This is a genomic window from Streptomyces sp. CBMA291 (assembly GCF_014596525.1).
GTDB lineage: Bacteria > Actinomycetota > Actinomycetes > Streptomycetales > Streptomycetaceae > Streptomyces.
This window is the reverse complement of the sequence record NZ_MSJP01000102.1, coordinates 1-18859: the sequence shown is the minus strand read 5'-3', so window position 1 is coordinate 18859 and position 18859 is coordinate 1. Positions and strand designations below refer to the sequence as shown.

Sequence of the window (18859 nt, the reverse complement as noted above, 5' to 3'; positions counted from 1 at the left end):
CCCGAGGCACCCCCGATCCCGGCTTTCGACGAGTTCATCCGGCACGAAGTGGTGGTGAGGGGCTCGGCTTGAGGGGTGGCACGCGCGGAGACCCCGGCCGGGACGGCGGGCTCCGCCCTGTACGCATGGCGATGATCACTTCTCATACCGTGCGACGAGTGCGGCGGAGTCCTCGGCGTCCAGCCCGAGCCCGAACTCGTCGGTCAGCAGCCCGGCCAGTTCCCCCGCCGACACCCGGCGCCTCTCCTCGGTGTGATCCGGTCGCAGCCGGGTGAGTTCCGTGTCGCGCAGGACGAGCCGCTGATCGGCCCCTGGCTTCTGCACCAGCAGGGTGTCGTGGAAGGGCGAGAGCGGGTGGGTTGAGGTGAAGTAGCTGGTCACGGCGAGATCGGCCGGGAAGCGCGGTTCGGTCCCGATCGCGTACAGGTCGAACCAGCCGTCGCGCCTCAGCCGCCGCAGGACGAGCGGTCCGGCCGTGCCCGGGGTGGGACCGGCCTCCCGTACCAGCCCGTACGTCCAGCCGGACTGCCGTGCGACCTCGCCGTCGCGCAGCCGGATCGGTTCGAGGATGCCTTCGGCGCCGAAGCCGACGTCGGTGAACCACACCTGATCGTCGAGTTCGACCCGTAGCGAATAGTGCGTGGCCGGGCGGATCCGTCGCTCGCCCAGACGCACACGCGAGGCCGTCGCGGTGAAGGTGAAGCCGATCGCGTCCAGGGCCGCGGCGTAGAGGAGGGTCTGTTCGCAGCAGGTGCCCCCGCGCCGACGCCGGATCATCTTCGCCTGTACGGACTCCAGGTCGAGCCGGACAGGCCTGCCCAGGACGACCTCCAGGTTCTCGAAGGTGAACGCCGCCGTATGGGCGGCGTGCAGTGCGCGCAGCACCGTCGGCACCGGCTCGCGGTCGCCCTCGTACCCGATCCGGGCCAGATAGGCGTCGAGGTCGAGGCGCCGTCCGCCCCATTGCGGGCTGACCGGCCTGTCCATGCGCTCCTCCTCGCCCCGGCTGCACCACCTCACCTCCTACCTTGGTCCCGGGAATCCGAGGTCGCACGACGGGGCGGGACACCTCGGCGGCGGCCTCGGGGCACCCGGCCCGGCGCCACCCACGTCCCGCTCGTCCCGCTCGTCCGCAGCCACCCGTACGGGCAAGCGCAGCCGTGCGGGAGCGCATCGCCGGACCGGCTGTGCGAGAGTGCCGACATGGTCCGGCGAGCCGCCGGGCCGCGTTCCGACGCCGCTCTCGGTCGGCGTGCGGACCCCCGCCGGAAGCCGTCCACGCCTCACGCGAGGGAGTCGGAGCCCATGCCGGAGCTGTTCGAGGCCGTACGGCCGCTGCCTGCCACCGCCGCGCGCTACCGCGAGCAGGGCTGGTGGCGTGACGGCACCTTCCTCGACGACCTGCACGCCGCCGCCGGGCGGTCACCCGGCCGGCGTGTGATCGTCAACTGGCGCTCGGCGGAGAACCGGGCCGTCACCCTGACGTTCGCCGACCTCGCCGCCCAGGTGAAGCGGTTCGCCGACGGGCTGCACCGGCTGGGCGTCCGGCACGGCGAGGTGGTGGCCTTCCAGCTGCCCGACTGGTGGGAGACGGCCGCGCTCACCCTCGCCTGCTGGGGCACCGGCGCGGTGATCATGCCGATCTCCCTGCGGTTCGGCCGTCGCGAGGTGGAGCGGATGCTGACCGCGACCGGAGCCGTCCTGCTGGTCACGACCGACCGTCTGCCCAGCCCGGAACACATCGCGGCCCTGGCCCGGCTCGCCGACGGTCTGCCGAGCCTGCGCCACCACGCCGTCCTCGGCGACGCGTCGCACGTCGGCGCACTCGACTTCGACGCCTGTCTGCGCGCCGTCCCCGGGCCCGCGCCACGGCACACCGCCCTCGGGCCGGACGAGGCGGCGACGGTGCTGTTCACCTCCGGCACCAGCGGCAGCGCCACCGCCGTCGTCCACAGCCTGAACACCCTGCACGCGGGCGTCCGCCGCCCGCTGCCGCTTCCTCCCTCGTCGCAGGGCGAGCCCTTCCCGGTCCTGACCCCGCTCAGCCACGGCGTCGGCCTTCGCAACGGCGTGCTGCGCCCGCTTCTCCACCGCACCAGCGCCCTGTACTGCGACGAGTGGGACGCGGGCCGCTGGCTCGATCTGATCAGCGCCCACCGGAGCGGTGCCCCGTTCGCCCCGCCGGCCATGCTGGCATCCCTCGCTGCCGAGCAGGCCCGCCGACCGCGTGACCTGCCCGTCTGGGGGGCGGTGGCGACCCTCGCCGCGAGCCCCTCGCGTGAACTCGTCGACCTCCTTCGCCGCACCCTGAGCGACCGCGTCGTCAACTCCCTGGGCTCCACCGAGGCCGCCGGCATCACCGCCACCAGCCCCGCCGACCCGCCCGATCAGGCGGCCAGGAGCATCGGCCGCCCGATGCCCGGCGTCGAACTGCGGACGGCGCCCGCCGCCGAAGCGGACCGGACCGCTTCCGTAGAGGTGCGCGGCCCGTCCGTCTGTCTGGGCACCTTCGACCGCGACACCGGCCGCCTCCAATGGCGTGCCGCCGACACTGACGGCTGGTACGCCACCGGCGACCTGGTCCGCCCCGATGCCGAGGGAGGCCTGTCCTACGCCGGGCGGGCATCCGACCGGATCTCCGGCACCACCCAGTTGATGATCCCCGTCCTGGACGTCGAGGCGGAACTGCGGGAACACCCGGCGATCGCCGACGCCGCCCTGGTCGGCTACCCCGCCGAACACGGCGACCTGCCCTGCGCGGTGATCGTCCCCACCGGCGGGCCCGCCCCCGACCTGGCCGAACTGAACGCCTGGCTGGCCGGACGCGGCATGACCGACTGGTATCGGCCCACCCGCGTCGAGACCGTCGCGCACCTCCCCCGCAACGAACTCGGCAAGGTCCGCAAGAACGTCCTCCGGGCCTGGCTCACCGGAGAACAGCCCCTGCCGGACACCGGCGCGGGGTGACCCGGCGGACGCCCCGAAGGCCACGAGCGGCGCGCGGACGATGACGATCCTCGCGGCTCGTGCCTCGGCCCCCGGGCCCGGCCCCAGGGGGTTGTGCCCTCCGTTTCCGGGTGCGGGGGGTTGTGCCCTCCGTTTCCGGGTGCGGGGGCGCACACTGGAAGGAGGGGGGTCGTCGGGCTGGTTCCGGTCGAGGGTGGGCCGGTTCCGGTCGGTTCTGGAAGAGGGTGCCCGGATGGCCCGAGCCCGGTCCTTGTCCCGCTCCCGGTACGCCCCTGACCGGGGGCTCTCGGCCCGTATGGCGACGACGATGTTCCTCATCGGCTTGCTGTACGTGGTCTTCGTCGGCGTCCTGATGGTGCTGCTGCGGGGAGCCTGGCCGGTCGTGCTGCTGATCACCGGGCTGCTGTTCGTCGGGCAGTTCTGGTTCAGCGACAAGATCGCCGCTCTGGGCATGGGGGCGCGCGAGGTCTCCCGTGAGCAGGCGCCCGAGCTGCACGGCACCGTGGACCGGATCTGCGCGCTGGCCGACATGCCGAAGCCGAAGGTGGCGATCGCCGACAGTGACGTGCCCAATGCCTTCGCGACCGGTCGCGGGCAGAAGACCGCGCTGGTCTGCGTCACGACGGGGCTGCTGCGGCGCCTTGAGCCCGAGGAGCTGGAAGGCGTCCTGGCGCACGAGATGTCCCATGTGGCGCATCGGGACGTCGCGGTCATGACGATCGCCTCGTTCCTCGGGGTGCTCGCCGGGATGATGACGCGCGTCGCGCTCTACAGCGGTCTCGGGCGCCGCAACAGCAACCTGGGGATCGCGGTGCTGCTCGTGCCCCTCGTCAGCGCCGCCGTCTACGTGGTCAGTTTCCTGCTCACACGGGTGCTCTCCCGCTACCGGGAGCTGGCCGCCGACCGTGCCGCCGCGCTGCTCACCGGGCGCCCTTCGGCCCTGGCTTCGGCGCTCACCAAGGTGAGCGGCGAGATGGCCCGTATCCCGACGCGCGATCTGCGGAAGGCGGAGCCGTACAACGCCTTCTGGTTCGCGCCCGCGTTCTCCTCGAAGGAGGGTCTGAGCCGTCTGCTGTCGACCCATCCCCCGCTGGAGCAGCGGCTCGAACAGCTCGGGCGGATCTCGGCGCGGCTCGGCGAGGTGTGAGGGCGGTGGGGTTCCTCGACACGGTGCTCGGGCGCAGTCGTCCGGTACGGCCGGACCTCGATCGGCTCTTCGGGCTGCCGGGAGCGGCGATCACCCTGCGGGCGGGGGCCGGTTTCGTGCCGACCGGTACGGGATCGGTCTGTTTCGCGGCGGTGGAGGGCGGGGCTTTCGCGCGGCTCAAGGAGGAGGTGCGGTCGCTGCTGGACGTCGACGAGGGCGTGGCCGGGGGGCCGGTGGCGTACTCCGGGGACGCGTACGGCTACACCTGGCTGACGGTGCGGCGGCCGGGTGACGATCTGGTGACGCTGGTCAACGATCTGCACGCGGTCAACACCCTGCTCCAGGAGGCCGGTTTCGGGCCGAATCTGCTGTGTTCCCTGGCGGTTTTCCGCGCGGAGGAGGGAGGGGGTGACGGCGAGGGGCGTGGGGCGCGTGATCTGGCGCTGGTCTATCTGTACAAGCGGGGGACGTTCTATCCGTTCGCGCCGTACGGGGACCGCGCCGAGACCCGGGACAACGTGCTGGAGCTCCAGGTCAGGGCGCTGCTCGCGGACGATCTCGCGGTGGAGCCGGAGACGGACCGCTGGTTTCCCGTCTGGGGGGCGCCGGGGCTGGGCGGCGGCTGAGGCGTGAGGCGTCGGTTCGATCGCCCCTGAGCCCGGTCGCCTTCCGCGCCTGGTCTTCTCCGCGCCCGGGGCGTCGGGTGTCGTCAGTCGGCGATCGTCCAGTTGAGTTCGGTGCGCAGGTCGCGCGGGTCCATGTCGGGTGAGGGCCGGGTCACGTACACCTCCCAGCGCTCGGCTCCGGGGGCGAGTCCCCGGTCGCGCATCCAGGTGCCGAGGCGTTCCCAGGAGGCGCCGAGTCCGTCGAAGGCGCCGCGGTGGGTCGTCCGGGCGACGCGGCCCTCGGGAAGGGTCGCGGCGACGACTCCGTCCTCGGCGCGGACCGCGTGGTCGGTGACGAAGCCGACCTCCAGGTCCGTCCTGTCCCCCAGGGACCCTCGGTAGAGGCCGAAGGCGGCGCCGAGCGGGGTGATCCGCTGGTCGTGGAAGACGCGTCCGAGGGTGCCGAAGGAGGTGTCGAAGAAGCCTCGCAGCTCGGGGAGGGAGATCTGCCCCCGGACGACGGCGGTGGTGACCGGTTCCTGTCGTACGACCCGGGGTGCGGGCGGGTTCGGGCCGCCGGTCCTGCCGTCTTCTTCCGGTGTGCTCATGTCGCTCCTGTCCGTGTCCGGATGGTCCGTCCTCGAAACGTACCGACCCTGGCGGGCGCGGGACGGGATTCACCGGGGCGATTCGGGCGGCGTGGCACCGGGACCGAGCGGGGCCGCTTCATCGTGGGAGGCGGGCCAGGAGACCGTCCAGAGGGCGTGGGGTCCTTGTCGGGTCCAGGGCGGTGACGAGTGCTCGGGCGTACTGGCTCTTGCGGCCGCTGATGGTGCCCATGAAGCGGCGTAGCTGCCGTTCGACGGGCCGGTCCCGCTGGGCGGGCTGTCCGCGGAAGATCCGCCAGGCCCTCAGGTCGCCCTGGGTCTCGATGACCTGCCGGACGCGGTCGGGGCCGAGGGCGCGGATCAGTTCCTCCTCCAGGTCGTCCACGCAGACGTGGAAGCCGAGGGGTTCCATCCCGGCGCGGGAGAGGCCGTCGCCGAGGCCTTCGCGTTCCAGGGCGCGGGCGAAGTGGGCTTCCTCCGGGGCGTCGCAGAGTCCGGCGAGTCCGAGGCCGAGACCGCGGGGGCCGAGCAGGGTCAGGAACCTGCCGATGTTCGTCACGCCGCCGAGGGGGATGACGGCGGTTCCCTCGGCGGCGAGGTCGCGGCCGTGACGGGCGGCCAGGGTCTCGACGGCGGCTTGGTCGCTGACGCCTTCGACCAGGACGGCCGTACGGACGGGGGCTCCGGCCAGCGCGCGGGCGGTCTCGGCCGCCGCCGGGGCTCCCGGGCCTCCGGTGTCCCACTCGATGACCGCCTCGCGAAAGCGTCTTGTCTCGTCCACGCGGGCAGTCTGACAGCCGCGACCGGCCGGGGACCAGGCGTTTTCTCCGGACCCGGGTGGACGGTCAACCCCGGTGGAGGGAGGAGCGTCTTCCCGCCTGAGGCGAGCCGCGGAGGCGAGCGGTGAGCGGTGAGCGGTGAGCGGTGAGCGGTGAGCGGTGAGGGTGGGGACGATGGAAGAGATCACCGGGGTGGCCTTGGTGCGGGTGCTCCAGGGTGTGGGTTCGGTCGCGCTCGACGTGGCCGGTGCGGTGGTGGACGCGTTCTCCTTCCGGGAGTCATGGAGGGACCGCAAGCCGCGTAGGTAGCGCGACCTCGCGGGGGGCGGTGGGCGGTGGGCGGATCCGTTCCCCGGCCTCCTCACCCGTTTCGGTGCTCTCTCCGTTCCCTCCCCGTGTGCAGGAGGTAGCCGGCCGCCGCCGCGACCAGGAGCAGCATGCTGGCGGTGAAGACGAGGCCCGCGCCCTCCAGGCCGAGGGGGGAGGTCAGGAGGCCCACTCCGATCACCGGGATCGAGATGCCGGTGTACGCGACGACGAAGAGGGCCGAGATGACCGCCGCCCTGCGGTCCTCGGGGGCAGCCGAGGCCACCGAGGCCAGGGCCGCGCGGAAGGCCAGGCCTTGTCCCACTCCCCCTACGGCGGAGGCGAGGACGATGAAGGCCAGGATGTCGGTGGAGAGCGCGGCCGCCAGGAGGGCCAGGCCCGCGAAGAGGACGGCGCAGCCCAGGACGAGGGAGCGGGCGACGCCCACCCGGTCGACGGCGAGCTGTCCGCCCGTGGAGGCGAAGAAGGTGAGGGCGACGATCGCCCCGGTGGCCGCGTGGTTGTCGACGTGGAGGAAGCGGGCGAGGAACGCGGGGCTGACGGAGGTGAAGACGCCGAAGAGGGCGAAGCCCACGAAGGCGGCGATCGCCGCAGGGACGAACACCCCGCGCACCGCCGCGGGCAGCGCGGGCAGCCGGGGCCGTACGGAGGTGAGCGGGCCTCGTTCCCGTACGGTCTCGGGCAGGCGCAGCAGGACGACGGCGGAGAGGACCACCAGGCCGAGGTGGACGGCGAACGGCAGCAGCAGCGGCTCGGGGGCGTACTCGGCGAGCAGTCCGGCGAGGAGGGGGCCGCAGCCGAGGCCGCCCATGTTGGCGGCGGTGGCGACGAAGGTGGCGCGGGTGGTGCCGCCGGGCGGGGCGAGTTCCATGACGTAGGCGGTGGCGGCGCCGGTGAAGAGGCCCGCCGCCAGGCCCGAGAGGAGCCGTCCCGCGTACAGCCAGGCCAGGCTGTCGGCGGCGAGGAAGCACAGCGCGCTGGCGGCGGAGAAGACCAGGCCCCAGAGGAGGGTGGGCCGCCGTCCGACGGTGTCCGAGACATTGCCCGCGAGGAGCAGGACGCCGACGACCCCGAGGGCGTACACGGCGAAGACGACGGTCACCGTCAGTTCGGAGAAGCCGAATTTCTCCTGGTAGAGGGGGTAGAGCGGGGTCGGCAGCGTGGTGCCGGTCATGCAGACGACGAATACCGCTCCGGCCAGCAGACAGCGGAGCCAGCCCTGACGATCTCCAACCATGCGCCGACGGTAACCCCGGGTGACGGCCTGCGAGGGTGTGCGGGGCGGTGGGGGGCCGGTGTCGTACGGAGGCGGCGGCCGTCCGGGTGAGGGCGGGGGCGGTGGCGCGTTCGGGGCCTTGGCTTGGCGGGTCGCTCGCGGAGCCTGGTTCCGGGGCCGTGGTTCCCGGGTCCCGAGGGATGCGGCCGGTGTGACGTCTCCGGTCCCGTCTCTCTCGTCGTCACGGTTCCCGTGGCGGTGACCAGGACGGGTTCCGGCCGCTGAGGCCGATCGCGCGGTCCAGCAGGGGCGCCGTGCCGGGGACGGGGACCACGGGGCCGAAGACGCCCTCTCCCCGGTCCTTCTCGGCGGCCTTGAGGAAGGCATGCGCGGCGTCAAGGGCGGCGGGGTCGGGGACGTACGGCAGGCCGGTGGCGCGGGCGAGGTCCCAGCCGTGGACGACCAGTTCGTCGGCCGCCACCGCCGCCGCGACGGCCCCGGGCAGGTCGATTCCGCCCGCGCGGGTCATGCCCGTCCAGGCGGCGGGGTCCCGCCAGGCCTCGGCCAGCTCGGCGAGGGCGCGGGGCAGGGCCTGGCGCCAGTCGGCGGGCAGGACGGGCACGGTGTCGCCGGGAGGCGTGCCGGTGGCCGGGCCCTGGATCTTGCGGGCCACGTCGTGGAAGGCGAAGGCGAGGCCCGTGAGATGGCCCAGGAGTACGCCGACGGTGTAGTCGGGGCAGGGGGTCGGGTCGCCGAGCCGGGCATCGGGGGTGTCGGCCGCGAGCCGGGCCACGATCCCGGTCTGGGGTCCGAAGTCGAAAGTCGCCGTGTCCATCACATCACCGCTCCTCGGGGAAAACCAAGGGACGCCGCCATGAGCCATGAGCCATGAGCCATGAGCCATGAGCCATGAGCCATGAGCAGCCTACGGAGGGTGGACCGGAGGCGCGGCTCGTACTCATCGGTCGGCGGATGGCCGACGCCCGGCGGCGAGGTCCCGTGAGGCTTTCCCCGCCGGGCGTTTCACCTGCCCTCGCCCGTTCGGGTGCTCCGGGTGGTCCGGGTGGTCGCCCGCGCGGCGGCGAGCAGTCGTTCCCGGTCGACGAGCTTGACCCGGGGGCGGCCCTGGCGGAGGCCCGCCGCGCGTTCGGAGGCGTCGATCGCGCGCCAGCCGTCGAGACCGATGGCGTCGGGGTGGGGGGCAGGGGCAGGGCCAGGGGTGGGGTCGGTGAGGTGTCCGGCGTCCCAGTCGTCGAGGAGGGCTTCGACGGTCTCCTGGGCGCAGGATTTGTTGGTGCCGATGAAGCCGGTGGGGCCGCGTTTGATCCAGCCCGCCACGTAGACGCCTGGTTCGACGCGTCCCTGTCGGTGCGGGACCGTGCCGGTGTCCTCGTCGAACGGAAGGCCGGGGACGGGGCGGGCACGGTAGCCGATCGCGCGGAGCACGAGCGAGGTCTCCAGGGTCTCGGTGTCCTGGGTGGGGGCGGCTTCCACGGCGCCTTCGCGGGTGCGGAGTTCGGTGCGGGTCACGGTCAGTCCGGTGACGCGGTCGCCGCCTTCGAGCCGGGTGGGGGCCGTCTGGAAGCGCAGGACGAGTCGGCGCAGGCCCGGTCGCGGCGGGCGGGCGGCGAGTTCGGACAGGACCCGGGTCCTGGGGGTGGCGTCCGTCGGCAGATCGGCGGGCCAGCCTTCCACCAGGACGTCGATGTCGTCGAGGGCGGCGGTCGCCAGGAGTTCCGGCAGGGTGAAGGCGGCTTCCGCCGGTCCTCGGCGGCCGAGGACGACGACCTCGCGGACGCGGCTCGCGCGCAGAGCCGCCAGGGCGCGGTCGGAGATGTCCGTGCGGGCCAGTTTCTCCGGGTCGGCGGTGAGGACGCGGGCGACGTCGAGTGCCACGTTGCCGTTGCCGATGACGACGGCCCGTTCGCCGTCGAGCGGGTAGTCGGCGGCGCTGTGGTCGGGGTGGCCGTTGTACCAGGCGACGAAGTCGGTGGCGGAGACGCTGCCGGGCAGTTCCTCGCCTTCAATGCCGAGCCGCCGGTCGGTGGCCGCGCCCACGGCGTAGAGCACGGCGTGGTGGTCGCGGAGCAGGTCCTCGTGCCGGAGGTCGTGGCCGACGCGGGTGTTGAGCCGGTAGGTGAAGCCGGGCTGGCTCTCGATGGCGCGGAAGACTCCGGTGACCTGCTTGGTGTCCTGGTGGTCGGGGGCGACGCCCGCGCGGGCGAGCCCGTAGGGGGTGGGCAGGCGGTCGTGGACGGTGACGCGTACGCCGGGGTGGCGGAGCAGTTCGTCGGCGGCGAACAGTCCTGCGGGACCCGCGCCGACGACGGCGACCCGTAGTTCCCCCGCGCGGATGCGGCGCTGGGGAGGGACGAGGGCCATGGGGGTGCGGTCGTCGTGGGGGTGGGTGTCGTAGTAGGCGCGGTTCACTTCGAGGAAGGGCAGTTCCGCCTCGGTGAGCGCCGTGTGCGGCTTGAGCGCGTCCACCGGGCAGGCCGTCGTGCAGGCGCCGCAGTCGACGCAGGTGCGGGGGTCGACGTACAGCATCTCGGTCCGGCCGAAGCCGGGTTCGCCGGGGGCGGGGTGGATGCAGTTGACCGGGCAGGCCAGGACGCAGGACGCGTCGGCGCAGCACGAACGGGTCACGACGTAGGGCATGGCGGGGTTCTCCGTTCGCGGGACCGGTGGGCTGGGTCCGGCCGGGGGAAGGGAAGCGCGGGGGTGGCGTGGGGGGGCGGGTGCCGCAGGCGCGGGGACGCCCAGGCGGGGGGGGGACCGTACGCAGGTGGGACCGGCGCAGGTGCACCCGTACGCGGGCGCGCCCGTACGCGGGTTCCTGTGCTCGCGCGGGTCTCGGTCCCACGCTCGCGTGCTGGAGCGCTCCGGCACGGCCCCGGATGCGCTCGGGCACAGCCCCGGACGTACTCGGGCATGGACGCGGAAGCGCTCAGGTACGGACCCGGCAGCGATCAGGCGCTCAGGCGGGCCGGTTCGCCTCGGTAGCGGGCGGGGCGGCCGTCGATGCCCAGGGCGCGCCAGACGGGGCGGGAGGCCTTGTTCATCAGGCCGATCTCCTCGGCGAGCATGCGGACGTCGGCGAAGAGGTCGCGGAGCATGCGCTCTCCTTCGGGCGACTTCCAGAAGATGTCCTTGATCACCCGGTGCGGTACGCCGATCTTCGCGGCGGTCCTGCGGTCGGGAACCACGATGACCTCGCCGAGTGTGCGCATGATCACCGGGAAGGCGATCGACAGCGCGCCCCTGCGGAACCGGCCGTAGCCGGGGACCTTGCGGCGCAGGAACTCGTGGGCGAAGGAGATGTGGCGGGCCTCCTCGGCCACGTGGATCTGCATGAGGCGGCGCATCAGCGGGTGGATGTCCTCGCCGCCGCGCAGGATCGCCTTCTGGAGGTGGTCGATGGGTTCCTCGCCCGCGAGGACGCCGGTGAAGAAGGACTCGGGGAGGAGGGAGCCGGCCAGGGGCATGAAGCGGCCGAGGATCCGGAAGGAGCGCCGCCCGCCGGGCACGTCGGCGCCCGAGCGGTTGACGAACTCCTGGAACATCTGGGTGTGGTGGCACTCCTCGGTGGCCTCGTGGGTGAGGTAGCGGAACTCGGGGTTCTGGTTCGGCAGGGAGAAGAGGTAGTCCATCACCCCCCGGATGAGGATGTTCTCGAACTGCATGCCCACCTTGACGATGTTGGCGTACCGCCACAGTCCGATCCTGGCGCGGACCTCCAGCGGCTGTTCCCGGTACCAGGGGTGGCCGCCCAGCGGGTCGGCGGCGGGGAGGACCCAGCGGGGGTCGGTGGGGTCGACGGCGTAGTCGGGGTGGTCCCAGTCGATGTCGGCGAAGGCGTCGAAGTGAAGGTGCACGGAGGCCTCGGACAGGGTCCGGAGCCTGGCGTGGTACGTCTCCTGCGGGGTCGTCATGGTCCTGTTCCTCACTCTCGTGACTCTTGGGCTGCTCGTGCCACTTGGGCTGTCTGAGGTGCCTGGGGCGCTCGGGGCGCTCGTGGCGCTCGCCGGTCGAGTGCGGTGTCCTCGTCAGGTGCGGGCGTGCCGCTCGCTTCCCGTGAAGCGCAGGGCGGGGTCCTCGATCGGGGCGCGGCCCAGGGCGCGCCGGTCGCGGTGGTAGTCGTTGTGCACCCGCCAGGGGTCGCGGGTGCCCTGGCGGGGCATGACCGCGTCGCCGCGCCGGATGTAGCCGGAGGTCAGCGAGGCGCCCATGACGGAGTCCGGGGAGCGGTCCGCCTCGGTGGCGACGGGGGTGGCGGTGGTGTGTCCGTGCCGGTCCAGGTGGGCGAGGAGCCTGCTCACATAGGTGGCGGCGAGGTCGGCCTTGAGGGTCCAGGAGGCGTTGGTGTAGCCGATGATCATCGCGAGGTTGGGGACGCCGTCGAGCATCACTCCCTTGTAGAGGAGGTGGTCGCGGGTGACGACCGGGGTGCCGTCGAGCGTGATGTCCATGCCGCCGGCGAGCTGCATGCGCAGTCCGGTGGCGGTGACGACGATGTCGGCGGGGATCTCCTCGCCGGAGCCGACCCGGACGCCGGTCTCGGTGAAGGTGTCGACGCGGTCGGTGACGACGGAGGCCCTGCCGCTCTTGAGCGCTTCGAAGAGGTCGCCGTCGGGGACGACGCAGAGGCGCTGGTCCCAGGGTTTGTACGCGGGGGTGAAGTGGCGCATGTCGACGCGGTCGCCGAGGCGGGCCCGTACGGCGCGCAGGAGGATCCGGCGCATGGTCAGGGGGGCCTTGCGGCACAGGGCGTAGAGGGCGCGCTGGAGGGCGATGTTACGGGCCCGGCCGAGGCGGTGGACGAGCCGGTCGGGGACGTGCAGGGTGCGCAGGAGGCGGGAGACCGTGTCGTCGGCGGGGAGTGCCATGACGTAGGTGGGCGAGCGCTGGACCATGGTGACGTGGGCGGCGTCGGCGGCCATCTCGGGGACCAGGGTGACGGCGGTGGCGCCGCTGCCGATGACGACGATCCGCTTGCCGGTGTGGTCGAGGTCCTCGGGCCAGTGCTGGGGGTGCACGAGGGTGCCGCCGAAGCGTTCCTCGCCGGGGAAGTCGGGGCGGTGGCCCTGGTCGTGGTCGTAGTAGCCGGTGGCGCCGACGAGGAAGCGGGCGGTGCGGGTCTCGGTGGCGCCGGTGGTCTCGTCGAGGGTCCGGACGGTCCACCGCGCTTCGGTGGCGGACCAGTCGGCGCTGAGGGCCTTGCGGCCGAAGAGGACGTGGCGGGTGACGTCGTACGCGTCGGCCGTGTCCTGGAGGTAGCGGCGGATGTCGGGGCCGTCGGCGAGGACCTTGGTGCCATGCCAGGCGCGGAAGCCGTAGCCGAAGGTGCGCATGTCGGAGTCGGAGCGGATGCCGGGGTAGCGGAAGAGGTCCCAGGTGCCGCCGACGCGGGTGCGCCGTTCGACGAGGGCGTAGGTGAGGCCGGGGTTTCCGGTTTCCAGATGGCAGGCGGCGCTGATGCCGGAGAGTCCCGCGCCGATGATCAGCACGTCGACGTGTGCGTACTCCATGGTTCGTCTCCTCTGTCGGAACTCCCGTCCACAGGAAGGAATTTACCTGTGTCACCGCGTCCAGGATACCGACGGTAACGTGATACGCGTCACCCTTCGCGGGGGCCTCGGCGGGTACGATCCACGCCGTGACGGAGACACACCTGCGCAGCGACGGACAGCCGGACGGACGGGACACCCGGTGGACCGGGCACCGTGCCGAGCGGCGTGAGCAGGTCCTCGCGGCGGCGCTCGCGGTCATCTCCCGGGACGGCGCCTCGGTCAGCGTGGCGGCGATCGGCGCCGAGGCGGGCATGCCCCGGTCGGTCGTCTACCGGATCTTCCGCAGCCGCGAGGACCTGGACGAGCGGATTCGCGCCCGTATCCTCGACGACCTGATGGCCGCACTCGCCCCCGCGCTCGCCCCGAGGGGCACGATCCGCGGCGCGATCGAACGGGCGGCGAGCACCTACGCGGGCTGGGTCGCCGAGCACCCCCTGCTCCACCGGTTCCTCGGCACGGGGGCGCAGGGGCAGCCGCTCGCCGACTCCCCCGCCGTGGCGGACACCCGTACGGCCGTCGCCCGCGATCTGGCACGGCTTCTCGACGCGTACGCCGTGCAGTTCCTCGACGGCCGTGCGGCGCCCCCCGGGTTCAACCTGAATCTGGCGGTCGGCATGGTCGGTCTGGTGGACGGGGTGGTCAACCACTGGGCCGCCCACCCCGAGACCCGCAGCTCCCTCGACGACCTGACCCTGTTCCTGGGCGACGCGCTGTGGGGGATCCTGTCGGCGGCGACCCTGCGCCTTGGCCTCGTACTCGACCCCGATCAGCCCATCGGGCCGCCGCCCGCCGCCCCGGTCCCCGCGCCCGGTCCGCCGGAGTTCCGCGCGCCCGAGCCCCGGCCGGTCACGACGCCGACGGGAGGGGCGGGACGGGGCTGACCCCGCCGCCCGGGAGGTCCGGGGCGGGACCGCCCGTACCCCGGGGCCGGGACGAGGCCGCCCGTGGGAGGCCGGTGCGGGTCCGGTCGACCGGACCCTCGTCCCCCTCGCAGGCCGTCCGGTGGATCACCATGTCCCCGGCGCCCGGCGGACGGTACGCTCTGTGTGACGGTTCCCTCGCCGAGCGCGATATGGCGCTTCGGAGTCAAGTGAGTTCCGCGCGACGGCAGTAGAACGTTAGCGCGACGTCAGTGGGACGTGAGTCGGACGCGGGACCCTGGAGACGACCAGGGTGGCCGATGTCGTCCGCCGCGAACCGTCGACCTCGGGGGGCTCACCGTGTGCGCCGACCATCGAACGGGCGAAGCCGCTCCAGCCGCCTCCGCGGACGCGTCCGGGTGCCCTGCCGCGCCCGGACCTTCCGGGCAAGCGAGAAAGTGCAGGTAGCGGAAGTGCTCACCAAGCGGGTGACGGTGACCGTCCACGCGTCCGATCCGCTCAGCCGGGCCGGGCTCATCAGCCACTTGCGGCACCAGCCGAGCCTCGACGTCGTCCCCGACCAGGACGGCACGGGGCGGGAGGGCCGGGGGCCGGACGGGGTGGAGCCGGACGGGGACACGGGCTGCCGGGGCGCCGCTCCCGCGGTCGCCGTGCTCCTCGCCGAACAGATCGACGAACCGACCACGGCCGAACTGCGGCGGCTGCTGCGCGGCCGGGACCAGCGGGTCGTGCTCATCGCACGCGAACTGCGCGAGCCGGATCTGCTGGCGGTGGTGGAGTACGGGGTGCGCGCCATCATCTGGCGTCACCAGGCCACCGAGCAGCGGCTGCTGAGCGCGGTGCACAGCGCCGCGCGCGGCGAGGGCGAGCTGCCGCCCGACCTCGTCAGCCGGCTGCTCAACCAGGTGGGACGGCTCCAGCGGGCGTCCACCTCCGGAGCCTCCACGGGCGGGGCGGTGCCGCTCTTCGGGATGGCACCACGCGAGGTCGACGTCCTGCGGCTGCTCGCCGAGGGGCTCGACACCCGGCAGATCAGCGAGAAGCTCGCCTACTCCGAACGCACCGTCAAGAACGTCCTGCACGCGCTGATGACGCGCCTCCAGCTCACCAACCGGGCGCATGCCGTCGCGTACGCGCTCCGCGAAGGCTACATCTGATGATCCACGAGATCGACGAGGCACTGCGGGGGCTGCTCGCGCCCGCCGTCACGGGCGACGTCGCCTTCGAGGCGCCGACCCGCGAGTGGGCCGCGCGGCGCAACGCCCCGACCCTCAACGCCTATCTGTACGACATCCGGGAGGACCTGGCCCGGCGGGAACGCGGCGCGCTCGCCGAGCGGGACGCCCAGGGAGTGGTGACGCGCCGACGGCTGCCCCCGCGCTGGTTCAGGCTCTCCTATCTGGTGACCGCCTGGACCACCCGGCCCGAGGACGAACACCGGCTCCTGTCGGGCGTCCTCGCCCTGCTGCTCCCCCACGAGACGCTGCCGGAGGAGGCCGTGCCCGGCTCGGTCCGCCCGATCAGCACGGCCCTGCCTCTCTCCGTCGGCGTACCGCCCGCCGAGTCCCGGTCGCTCGCCGACATCTGGTCGGCGCTCGGCGGCGAGCTGAAGCCCTCCCTGGACGTCGTGATCACCACCCCGTTCCCGGTCGCCCCGTCCTACGCGGCGGCGCCGCCGGTCACGGAGGCGGAGATCGTCGTCCAGGGCGGCGAGGGCGCGCGCGGCGAGCCCCGCCCCCGGGTCGTACGGCGCATCTCGATCCCCGGCCCGCGCGAGGGGTCCGGGTCGTGAGCGGCGAGGTGCGCGGCCTCGTGGAGACCTTGCGGACGCGGGTCGCGGCGCTCGTGGACACCCGCGGCGCCGCCGACCCCACGATGGACGACCCCCTGCGCGGCATGTACGTCAGCGGGGACACGGCCCGGCGGATCGCGGCGGGGCCGCGGGGCGCGGCGGGCCCCGACGAGCGGGTTCCGCTGCCGGAGACCGGCGGCACGGACCGGATCGGCACTCTGGCCCGGACCTTCGGGCTCTCGCCGCTTGACGCGCACATCCTCGTCACGGCGCTCGCGCCCGACGTGGACCGGGGCTTCGAAGCCCTGTACGGGTACCTCAACGACGACGTAGGGCGGCGGCGCGCCACCATGGCCCTCGCCCTCGACCTCGCGGGCACCGGCCCCTTCGACCCCGCCGCCCGCGACCGGTTCCACCCGGCCGCGCCGCTGCGATCCGGAGGGCTCCTGGACATCGAGGAGGAGGACCGGCCCCTGCCCGGCCGGGCCCTGCGGGTGCCCGAGCGGGTGGTGGCCCATCTCCTGGGCGACGACGGGCGACTCGACGGACGGCTCCTCGGCGCGGGCGTGGAACTGCTCGCCCCGGGCGGGACGGCGGCGGTCGCCGGGCCTTCGGCACTCGGCGTCCGGGTGGCCGCCGCCGGGCCCGTGACCGTACATCTGCGGGAACGGACGCCCGGGACCGTGGTGGACGGGGTGGTCGCGGCACTGCTCGCGGCCGGGCGGCCGGTCCTGCGGCACCGGCCGGAGGCCGACCGCTCCCCCGAGGCGACGGCGCTCGTGACGGCCACGCTGGTGCGCGAGGCCCGGCTGCGGGGCGCCGCCGTGGTGGTCGAGCCGCTGCCGGAACGGCCGGGACCGCTGGTGCGGGCCCTGGCCTCGTCCGGTACGCCGGTGGTGCTCGTCGGCGGGGACGCGCCCGATCCCCTGTGGGCGCCGGACGCGCAACTGATCGCGCTGGACGCGCCGTCCGAGGCGGCCGCCGCCGGGGACCTGTGGGAGCGGGAACTCGGCGGCGCGGAGACCCGTCCCGGGCCGGACGCCGGGCCTGACCTCGGCCTCGGCTTCGATCTGGCCGAGGCCACGGCTGCGTACCGGCTCGGCGGGGAGCAGATCCGCCGGGCGGCCCGCGCGGCACGGGCGCTCGCCGCCTTCGAGGGCACCGGGCTCACGCTCGCGCATGTGCAGCGCAGTGCCCGGCTGGTGTCGGCGCCGCTGCTCGACAGCCGGGCGCGGCGCGTCCGGCCTGCCGTCGGCTTCGCCGATCTGGTGCTGCCGACGGAGCCGATGGAGATGCTGCACGAGCTGACGGGCCGGGCCCGGCACCGGGACCGGGTGCTCGGCGAGTGGCGGCTGCGGACCGGCGGCGGACGGGGCCGGGGCGTGGTCGCCTTGTTCGCCGGGGAGTCGGGGACCGGCAAGACGCTCGGTGCCGAGGTCGTCGCGGGCGAACTGGGGCTCGACCTCTATGTGGTGGACCTGTCGTCGGTGGTCGACAAGTACGTCGGCGAGACCGAGAAGAACCTGGAGCGGATCTTCGCCGAGGTGGACCGCACGGACTGCGTGCTGCTCTTCGACGAGGCCGACGCGGTCTTCGGGAAGCGCTCGGAGGTGAAGAGCTCGCACGACCGGTACGCCAACCTGGAGAGCGCCTATCTGCTCCAGCGTCTGGAGTCGTTCGACGGGATCGCGGTGCTCACGACCAATCTGCGGGCCAACATCGACGAGGCGTTCACCCGCCGCCTCGACCTGGTCGTGGACTTCCCCTTCCCGGACGCCGAACAGCGGATCGCGCTCTGGCGGTCCTGTCTGGCGGGCGTGCCGTGCGAGGCGGACGTCGACGAGGAGATCACCCGCTGTGCGCGGGAGTTCGAGCTTGCCGGTGGTGCGATCCGGTCGGCGTCGGTGACGGCCGGATACCGGGCGGCGGGCCGCGGCTCCTCGGTGACCGGGGAGGACCTGCGGGCCGGGGCGCGGCGCGAGTACCTCAAGGCGGGACGGCTGGTGCCGACCACCCGGGAGCCCTGGTCGCCGTGAGGGGGCCGTCCGCTCCCTGAGCGCGAGGGATACGGGGGATACGGGAAGAGACGGAACAGGGGCGGGATCACCCATCCGGGTGGTCCCGCCCCTGTTCCGTGGTGTGCGGTGTGTGACGTGTGGCTCAACCGGCGGTGTGCCGTGGCCGGGTCACTTGATGCTGCCGCCGACCATCTTCTTGAGGGTCGCCGAGTCGACCGTGCCGGAGGGGTTCAGCCCGACGATCACCTGGTACTCCTTGACGTGGGCGATCATGTTGCTGTTGTAGCTGCTGAGCCTCTCGGTCTTGTCGCGGTAGTAGTCGACTCCGCTCTGGGCGTAGCTGCGGGCCACGTCGAAGTCGTGCGCATCGAAATCCTTGTTCCACGCCCACCAGAAGGCTGCCATGAACTTGGTGTCGTGCCAGTTCTTGGTGCCCTCGGCCACCAGCGTGGGGGTGAGGCCCTGGGCCCAGAGCGAGGTGAGCGTGGCGCGGCCGAGGGTGCCCCTGGCGTCGTTCTCCAGGATCTCCCCGGAGTTCTTCCCCTTCTGGCCGTCGGCCTTGACGGCGTCCTGGTAGCAGACGATCGAGTTGTACGTCGGGGTGTCGATCACGCCCGGGGTCCAGCTCTGCTTCAGCTTGCACGGGTTGGTCGACCCCATGGCCGCGAGGCGTTCCTGCGCGAACTCGACCACGACGTCCTTCGCGTTGCCGTAGCGCCACACGGGGACCGGCTTCGGCGCGGTCTTCGGGGCGGTCGTCGGCGCGGCGGACTGCTGCGGGGCGGCCGGCGGGACGCCCTGGGTCGGCTGGGCGTCGACCGGCGCGTCCGCGCCGCCGGAGGAGCCCAAGACCGAGACGACCCTGACGACCCGTATCCGGATCAACATCCCGGGTTCGCGTCCGATTCCGCCGGTCGTGGTCCGCAAGACGGTCAACGAGGCGCCCGCT

Annotated in this window: 16 protein-coding genes and 1 pseudogene; 8 read left to right on the top strand and 9 right to left on the bottom strand. The window is 73.3% G+C overall.

Annotation, left to right across the window (positions count from 1 at the left end; all coding sequences use genetic code 11):
- Positions 1-135 precede the first annotated feature (135 nt).
- Positions 136-987, bottom strand: a complete 852-nt coding sequence (locus tag BU197_RS24645; RefSeq protein WP_188270508.1) for an arylamine N-acetyltransferase family protein — start codon at positions 985-987, stop codon at positions 136-138.
- A gap of 318 nt (positions 988-1305) precedes the next feature.
- Between BU197_RS24645 and BU197_RS24640 the strand changes: the two genes are divergently transcribed.
- From BU197_RS24640 to pspAB, 3 genes are all read left to right on the top strand, one after another.
- On the top strand, positions 1306-2967 hold the full coding sequence (locus tag BU197_RS24640; RefSeq protein WP_188270507.1) for an AMP-binding protein: 1662 nt from the start codon (positions 1306-1308) through the stop codon (positions 2965-2967).
- A gap of 232 nt (positions 2968-3199) precedes the next feature.
- Complete coding sequence (htpX, locus tag BU197_RS24635) at positions 3200-4114, top strand: zinc metalloprotease HtpX (RefSeq protein ID WP_188270506.1); 915 nt, start codon at positions 3200-3202, stop codon at positions 4112-4114.
- Positions 4115-4119: 5 nt separating this feature from the next.
- A complete protein-coding gene (gene pspAB / locus BU197_RS24630) occupies positions 4120-4740 on the top strand; it encodes a PspA-associated protein PspAB (RefSeq protein ID WP_188270505.1) in 621 nt (206 codons plus the stop codon).
- A gap of 83 nt (positions 4741-4823) precedes the next feature.
- Here pspAB and BU197_RS24625 read toward each other — a convergent pair whose 3' ends face one another.
- The gene (locus BU197_RS24625; RefSeq protein WP_188270504.1) at positions 4824-5327 is read right to left on the bottom strand and encodes a GyrI-like domain-containing protein; all 504 of its coding nucleotides are present in this window, start codon (positions 5325-5327) and stop codon (positions 4824-4826) included.
- 118 nt (positions 5328-5445) lie between these two features.
- Entirely contained in the window at positions 5446-6108 is a 663-nt protein-coding gene (locus tag BU197_RS24620) for a TOPRIM nucleotidyl transferase/hydrolase domain-containing protein (protein WP_188270503.1), read from the bottom strand.
- Positions 6109-6280: 172 nt separating this feature from the next.
- Here BU197_RS24620 and BU197_RS31110 point away from each other — a divergent pair, with 172 nt between their 5' ends.
- Positions 6281-6415 carry a hypothetical protein gene (locus BU197_RS31110; RefSeq protein ID WP_262928269.1) on the top strand — a complete coding sequence of 45 codons (135 nt, stop codon included), beginning with the start codon at positions 6281-6283 and terminating at the stop codon, positions 6413-6415.
- Positions 6416-6467: 52 nt separating this feature from the next.
- Here BU197_RS31110 and BU197_RS24615 read toward each other — a convergent pair whose 3' ends face one another.
- From BU197_RS24615 to BU197_RS24595, 5 genes are all read right to left on the bottom strand, one after another.
- Positions 6468-7670 carry an MFS transporter gene (locus tag BU197_RS24615; protein WP_188270502.1) on the bottom strand — a complete coding sequence of 401 codons (1203 nt, stop codon included), beginning with the start codon at positions 7668-7670 and terminating at the stop codon, positions 6468-6470.
- 220 nt (positions 7671-7890) lie between these two features.
- Positions 7891-8484 (bottom strand): TIGR03086 family metal-binding protein, encoded by a 594-nt coding sequence (locus BU197_RS24610; protein ID WP_188270501.1) that lies wholly within the window; start codon positions 8482-8484, stop codon positions 7891-7893.
- Between the two features lie 188 nt (positions 8485-8672).
- Positions 8673-10307, bottom strand: coding sequence for an FAD-dependent oxidoreductase (locus BU197_RS24605; RefSeq protein WP_188270500.1), 1635 nt, complete (start codon positions 10305-10307; stop codon positions 8673-8675).
- A gap of 311 nt (positions 10308-10618) precedes the next feature.
- Positions 10619-11581 carry an AurF N-oxygenase family protein gene (locus BU197_RS24600; RefSeq protein WP_188270499.1) on the bottom strand — a complete coding sequence of 321 codons (963 nt, stop codon included), beginning with the start codon at positions 11579-11581 and terminating at the stop codon, positions 10619-10621.
- A 114-nt stretch (positions 11582-11695) separates the two neighbouring features.
- The gene (locus BU197_RS24595; protein ID WP_188270498.1) at positions 11696-13177 is read right to left on the bottom strand and encodes a flavin-containing monooxygenase; all 1482 of its coding nucleotides are present in this window, start codon (positions 13175-13177) and stop codon (positions 11696-11698) included.
- A gap of 128 nt (positions 13178-13305) precedes the next feature.
- Between BU197_RS24595 and BU197_RS24590 the strand changes: the two genes are divergently transcribed.
- The 4 genes from BU197_RS24590 to BU197_RS24575 all read left to right on the top strand — a co-directional run bounded on the left by BU197_RS24590 (position 13306) and on the right by BU197_RS24575 (position 17928).
- Positions 13306-14100 (top strand): TetR/AcrR family transcriptional regulator, encoded by a 795-nt coding sequence (locus BU197_RS24590; protein WP_188270497.1) that lies wholly within the window; start codon positions 13306-13308, stop codon positions 14098-14100.
- A 452-nt stretch (positions 14101-14552) separates the two neighbouring features.
- Positions 14553-15257, top strand: coding sequence for a response regulator transcription factor (locus BU197_RS24585; protein ID WP_317452213.1), 705 nt, complete (start codon positions 14553-14555; stop codon positions 15255-15257).
- Positions 15257-15892, top strand: coding sequence for a DUF4255 domain-containing protein (locus tag BU197_RS24580; RefSeq protein WP_188270495.1), 636 nt, complete (start codon positions 15257-15259; stop codon positions 15890-15892). The genes BU197_RS24585 and BU197_RS24580 overlap by 1 nt, the downstream gene beginning before the upstream one ends.
- A complete protein-coding gene (locus tag BU197_RS24575) occupies positions 15889-17928 on the top strand; it encodes an ATP-binding protein (RefSeq protein WP_317452212.1) in 2040 nt (679 codons plus the stop codon). The genes BU197_RS24580 and BU197_RS24575 overlap by 4 nt, the downstream gene beginning before the upstream one ends.
- 150 nt (positions 17929-18078) lie before the next feature.
- On the opposite strand, the pseudogene BU197_RS24570 reads toward BU197_RS24575, so the two are convergent.
- Positions 18079-18859 (bottom strand): annotated as a pseudogene (locus tag BU197_RS24570) (hypothetical protein); the annotation flags it as partial.

Coding starts and splice junctions, on each gene's coding strand:
- BU197_RS24645 (WP_188270508.1), bottom strand. CDS start 987: ATGGACAGGCCGGTCAGCCCGCAATGGGGCGGACGGCGCCTCGACCTC.
- BU197_RS24640 (WP_188270507.1), top strand. CDS start 1,306: ATGCCGGAGCTGTTCGAGGCCGTACGGCCGCTGCCTGCCACCGCCGCG.
- htpX (WP_188270506.1), top strand. CDS start 3,200: ATGGCCCGAGCCCGGTCCTTGTCCCGCTCCCGGTACGCCCCTGACCGG.
- BU197_RS24625 (WP_188270504.1), bottom strand. CDS start 5,327: ATGAGCACACCGGAAGAAGACGGCAGGACCGGCGGCCCGAACCCGCCC.
- BU197_RS31110 (WP_262928269.1), top strand. CDS start 6,281: ATGGAAGAGATCACCGGGGTGGCCTTGGTGCGGGTGCTCCAGGGTGTG.
- BU197_RS24615 (WP_188270502.1), bottom strand. CDS start 7,670: ATGGTTGGAGATCGTCAGGGCTGGCTCCGCTGTCTGCTGGCCGGAGCG.
- BU197_RS24610 (WP_188270501.1), bottom strand. CDS start 8,484: ATGGACACGGCGACTTTCGACTTCGGACCCCAGACCGGGATCGTGGCC.
- BU197_RS24605 (WP_188270500.1), bottom strand. CDS start 10,307: ATGCCCTACGTCGTGACCCGTTCGTGCTGCGCCGACGCGTCCTGCGTC.
- BU197_RS24600 (WP_188270499.1), bottom strand. CDS start 11,581: ATGACGACCCCGCAGGAGACGTACCACGCCAGGCTCCGGACCCTGTCC.
- BU197_RS24595 (WP_188270498.1), bottom strand. CDS start 13,177: ATGGAGTACGCACACGTCGACGTGCTGATCATCGGCGCGGGACTCTCC.
- BU197_RS24580 (WP_188270495.1), top strand. CDS start 15,257: ATGATCCACGAGATCGACGAGGCACTGCGGGGGCTGCTCGCGCCCGCC.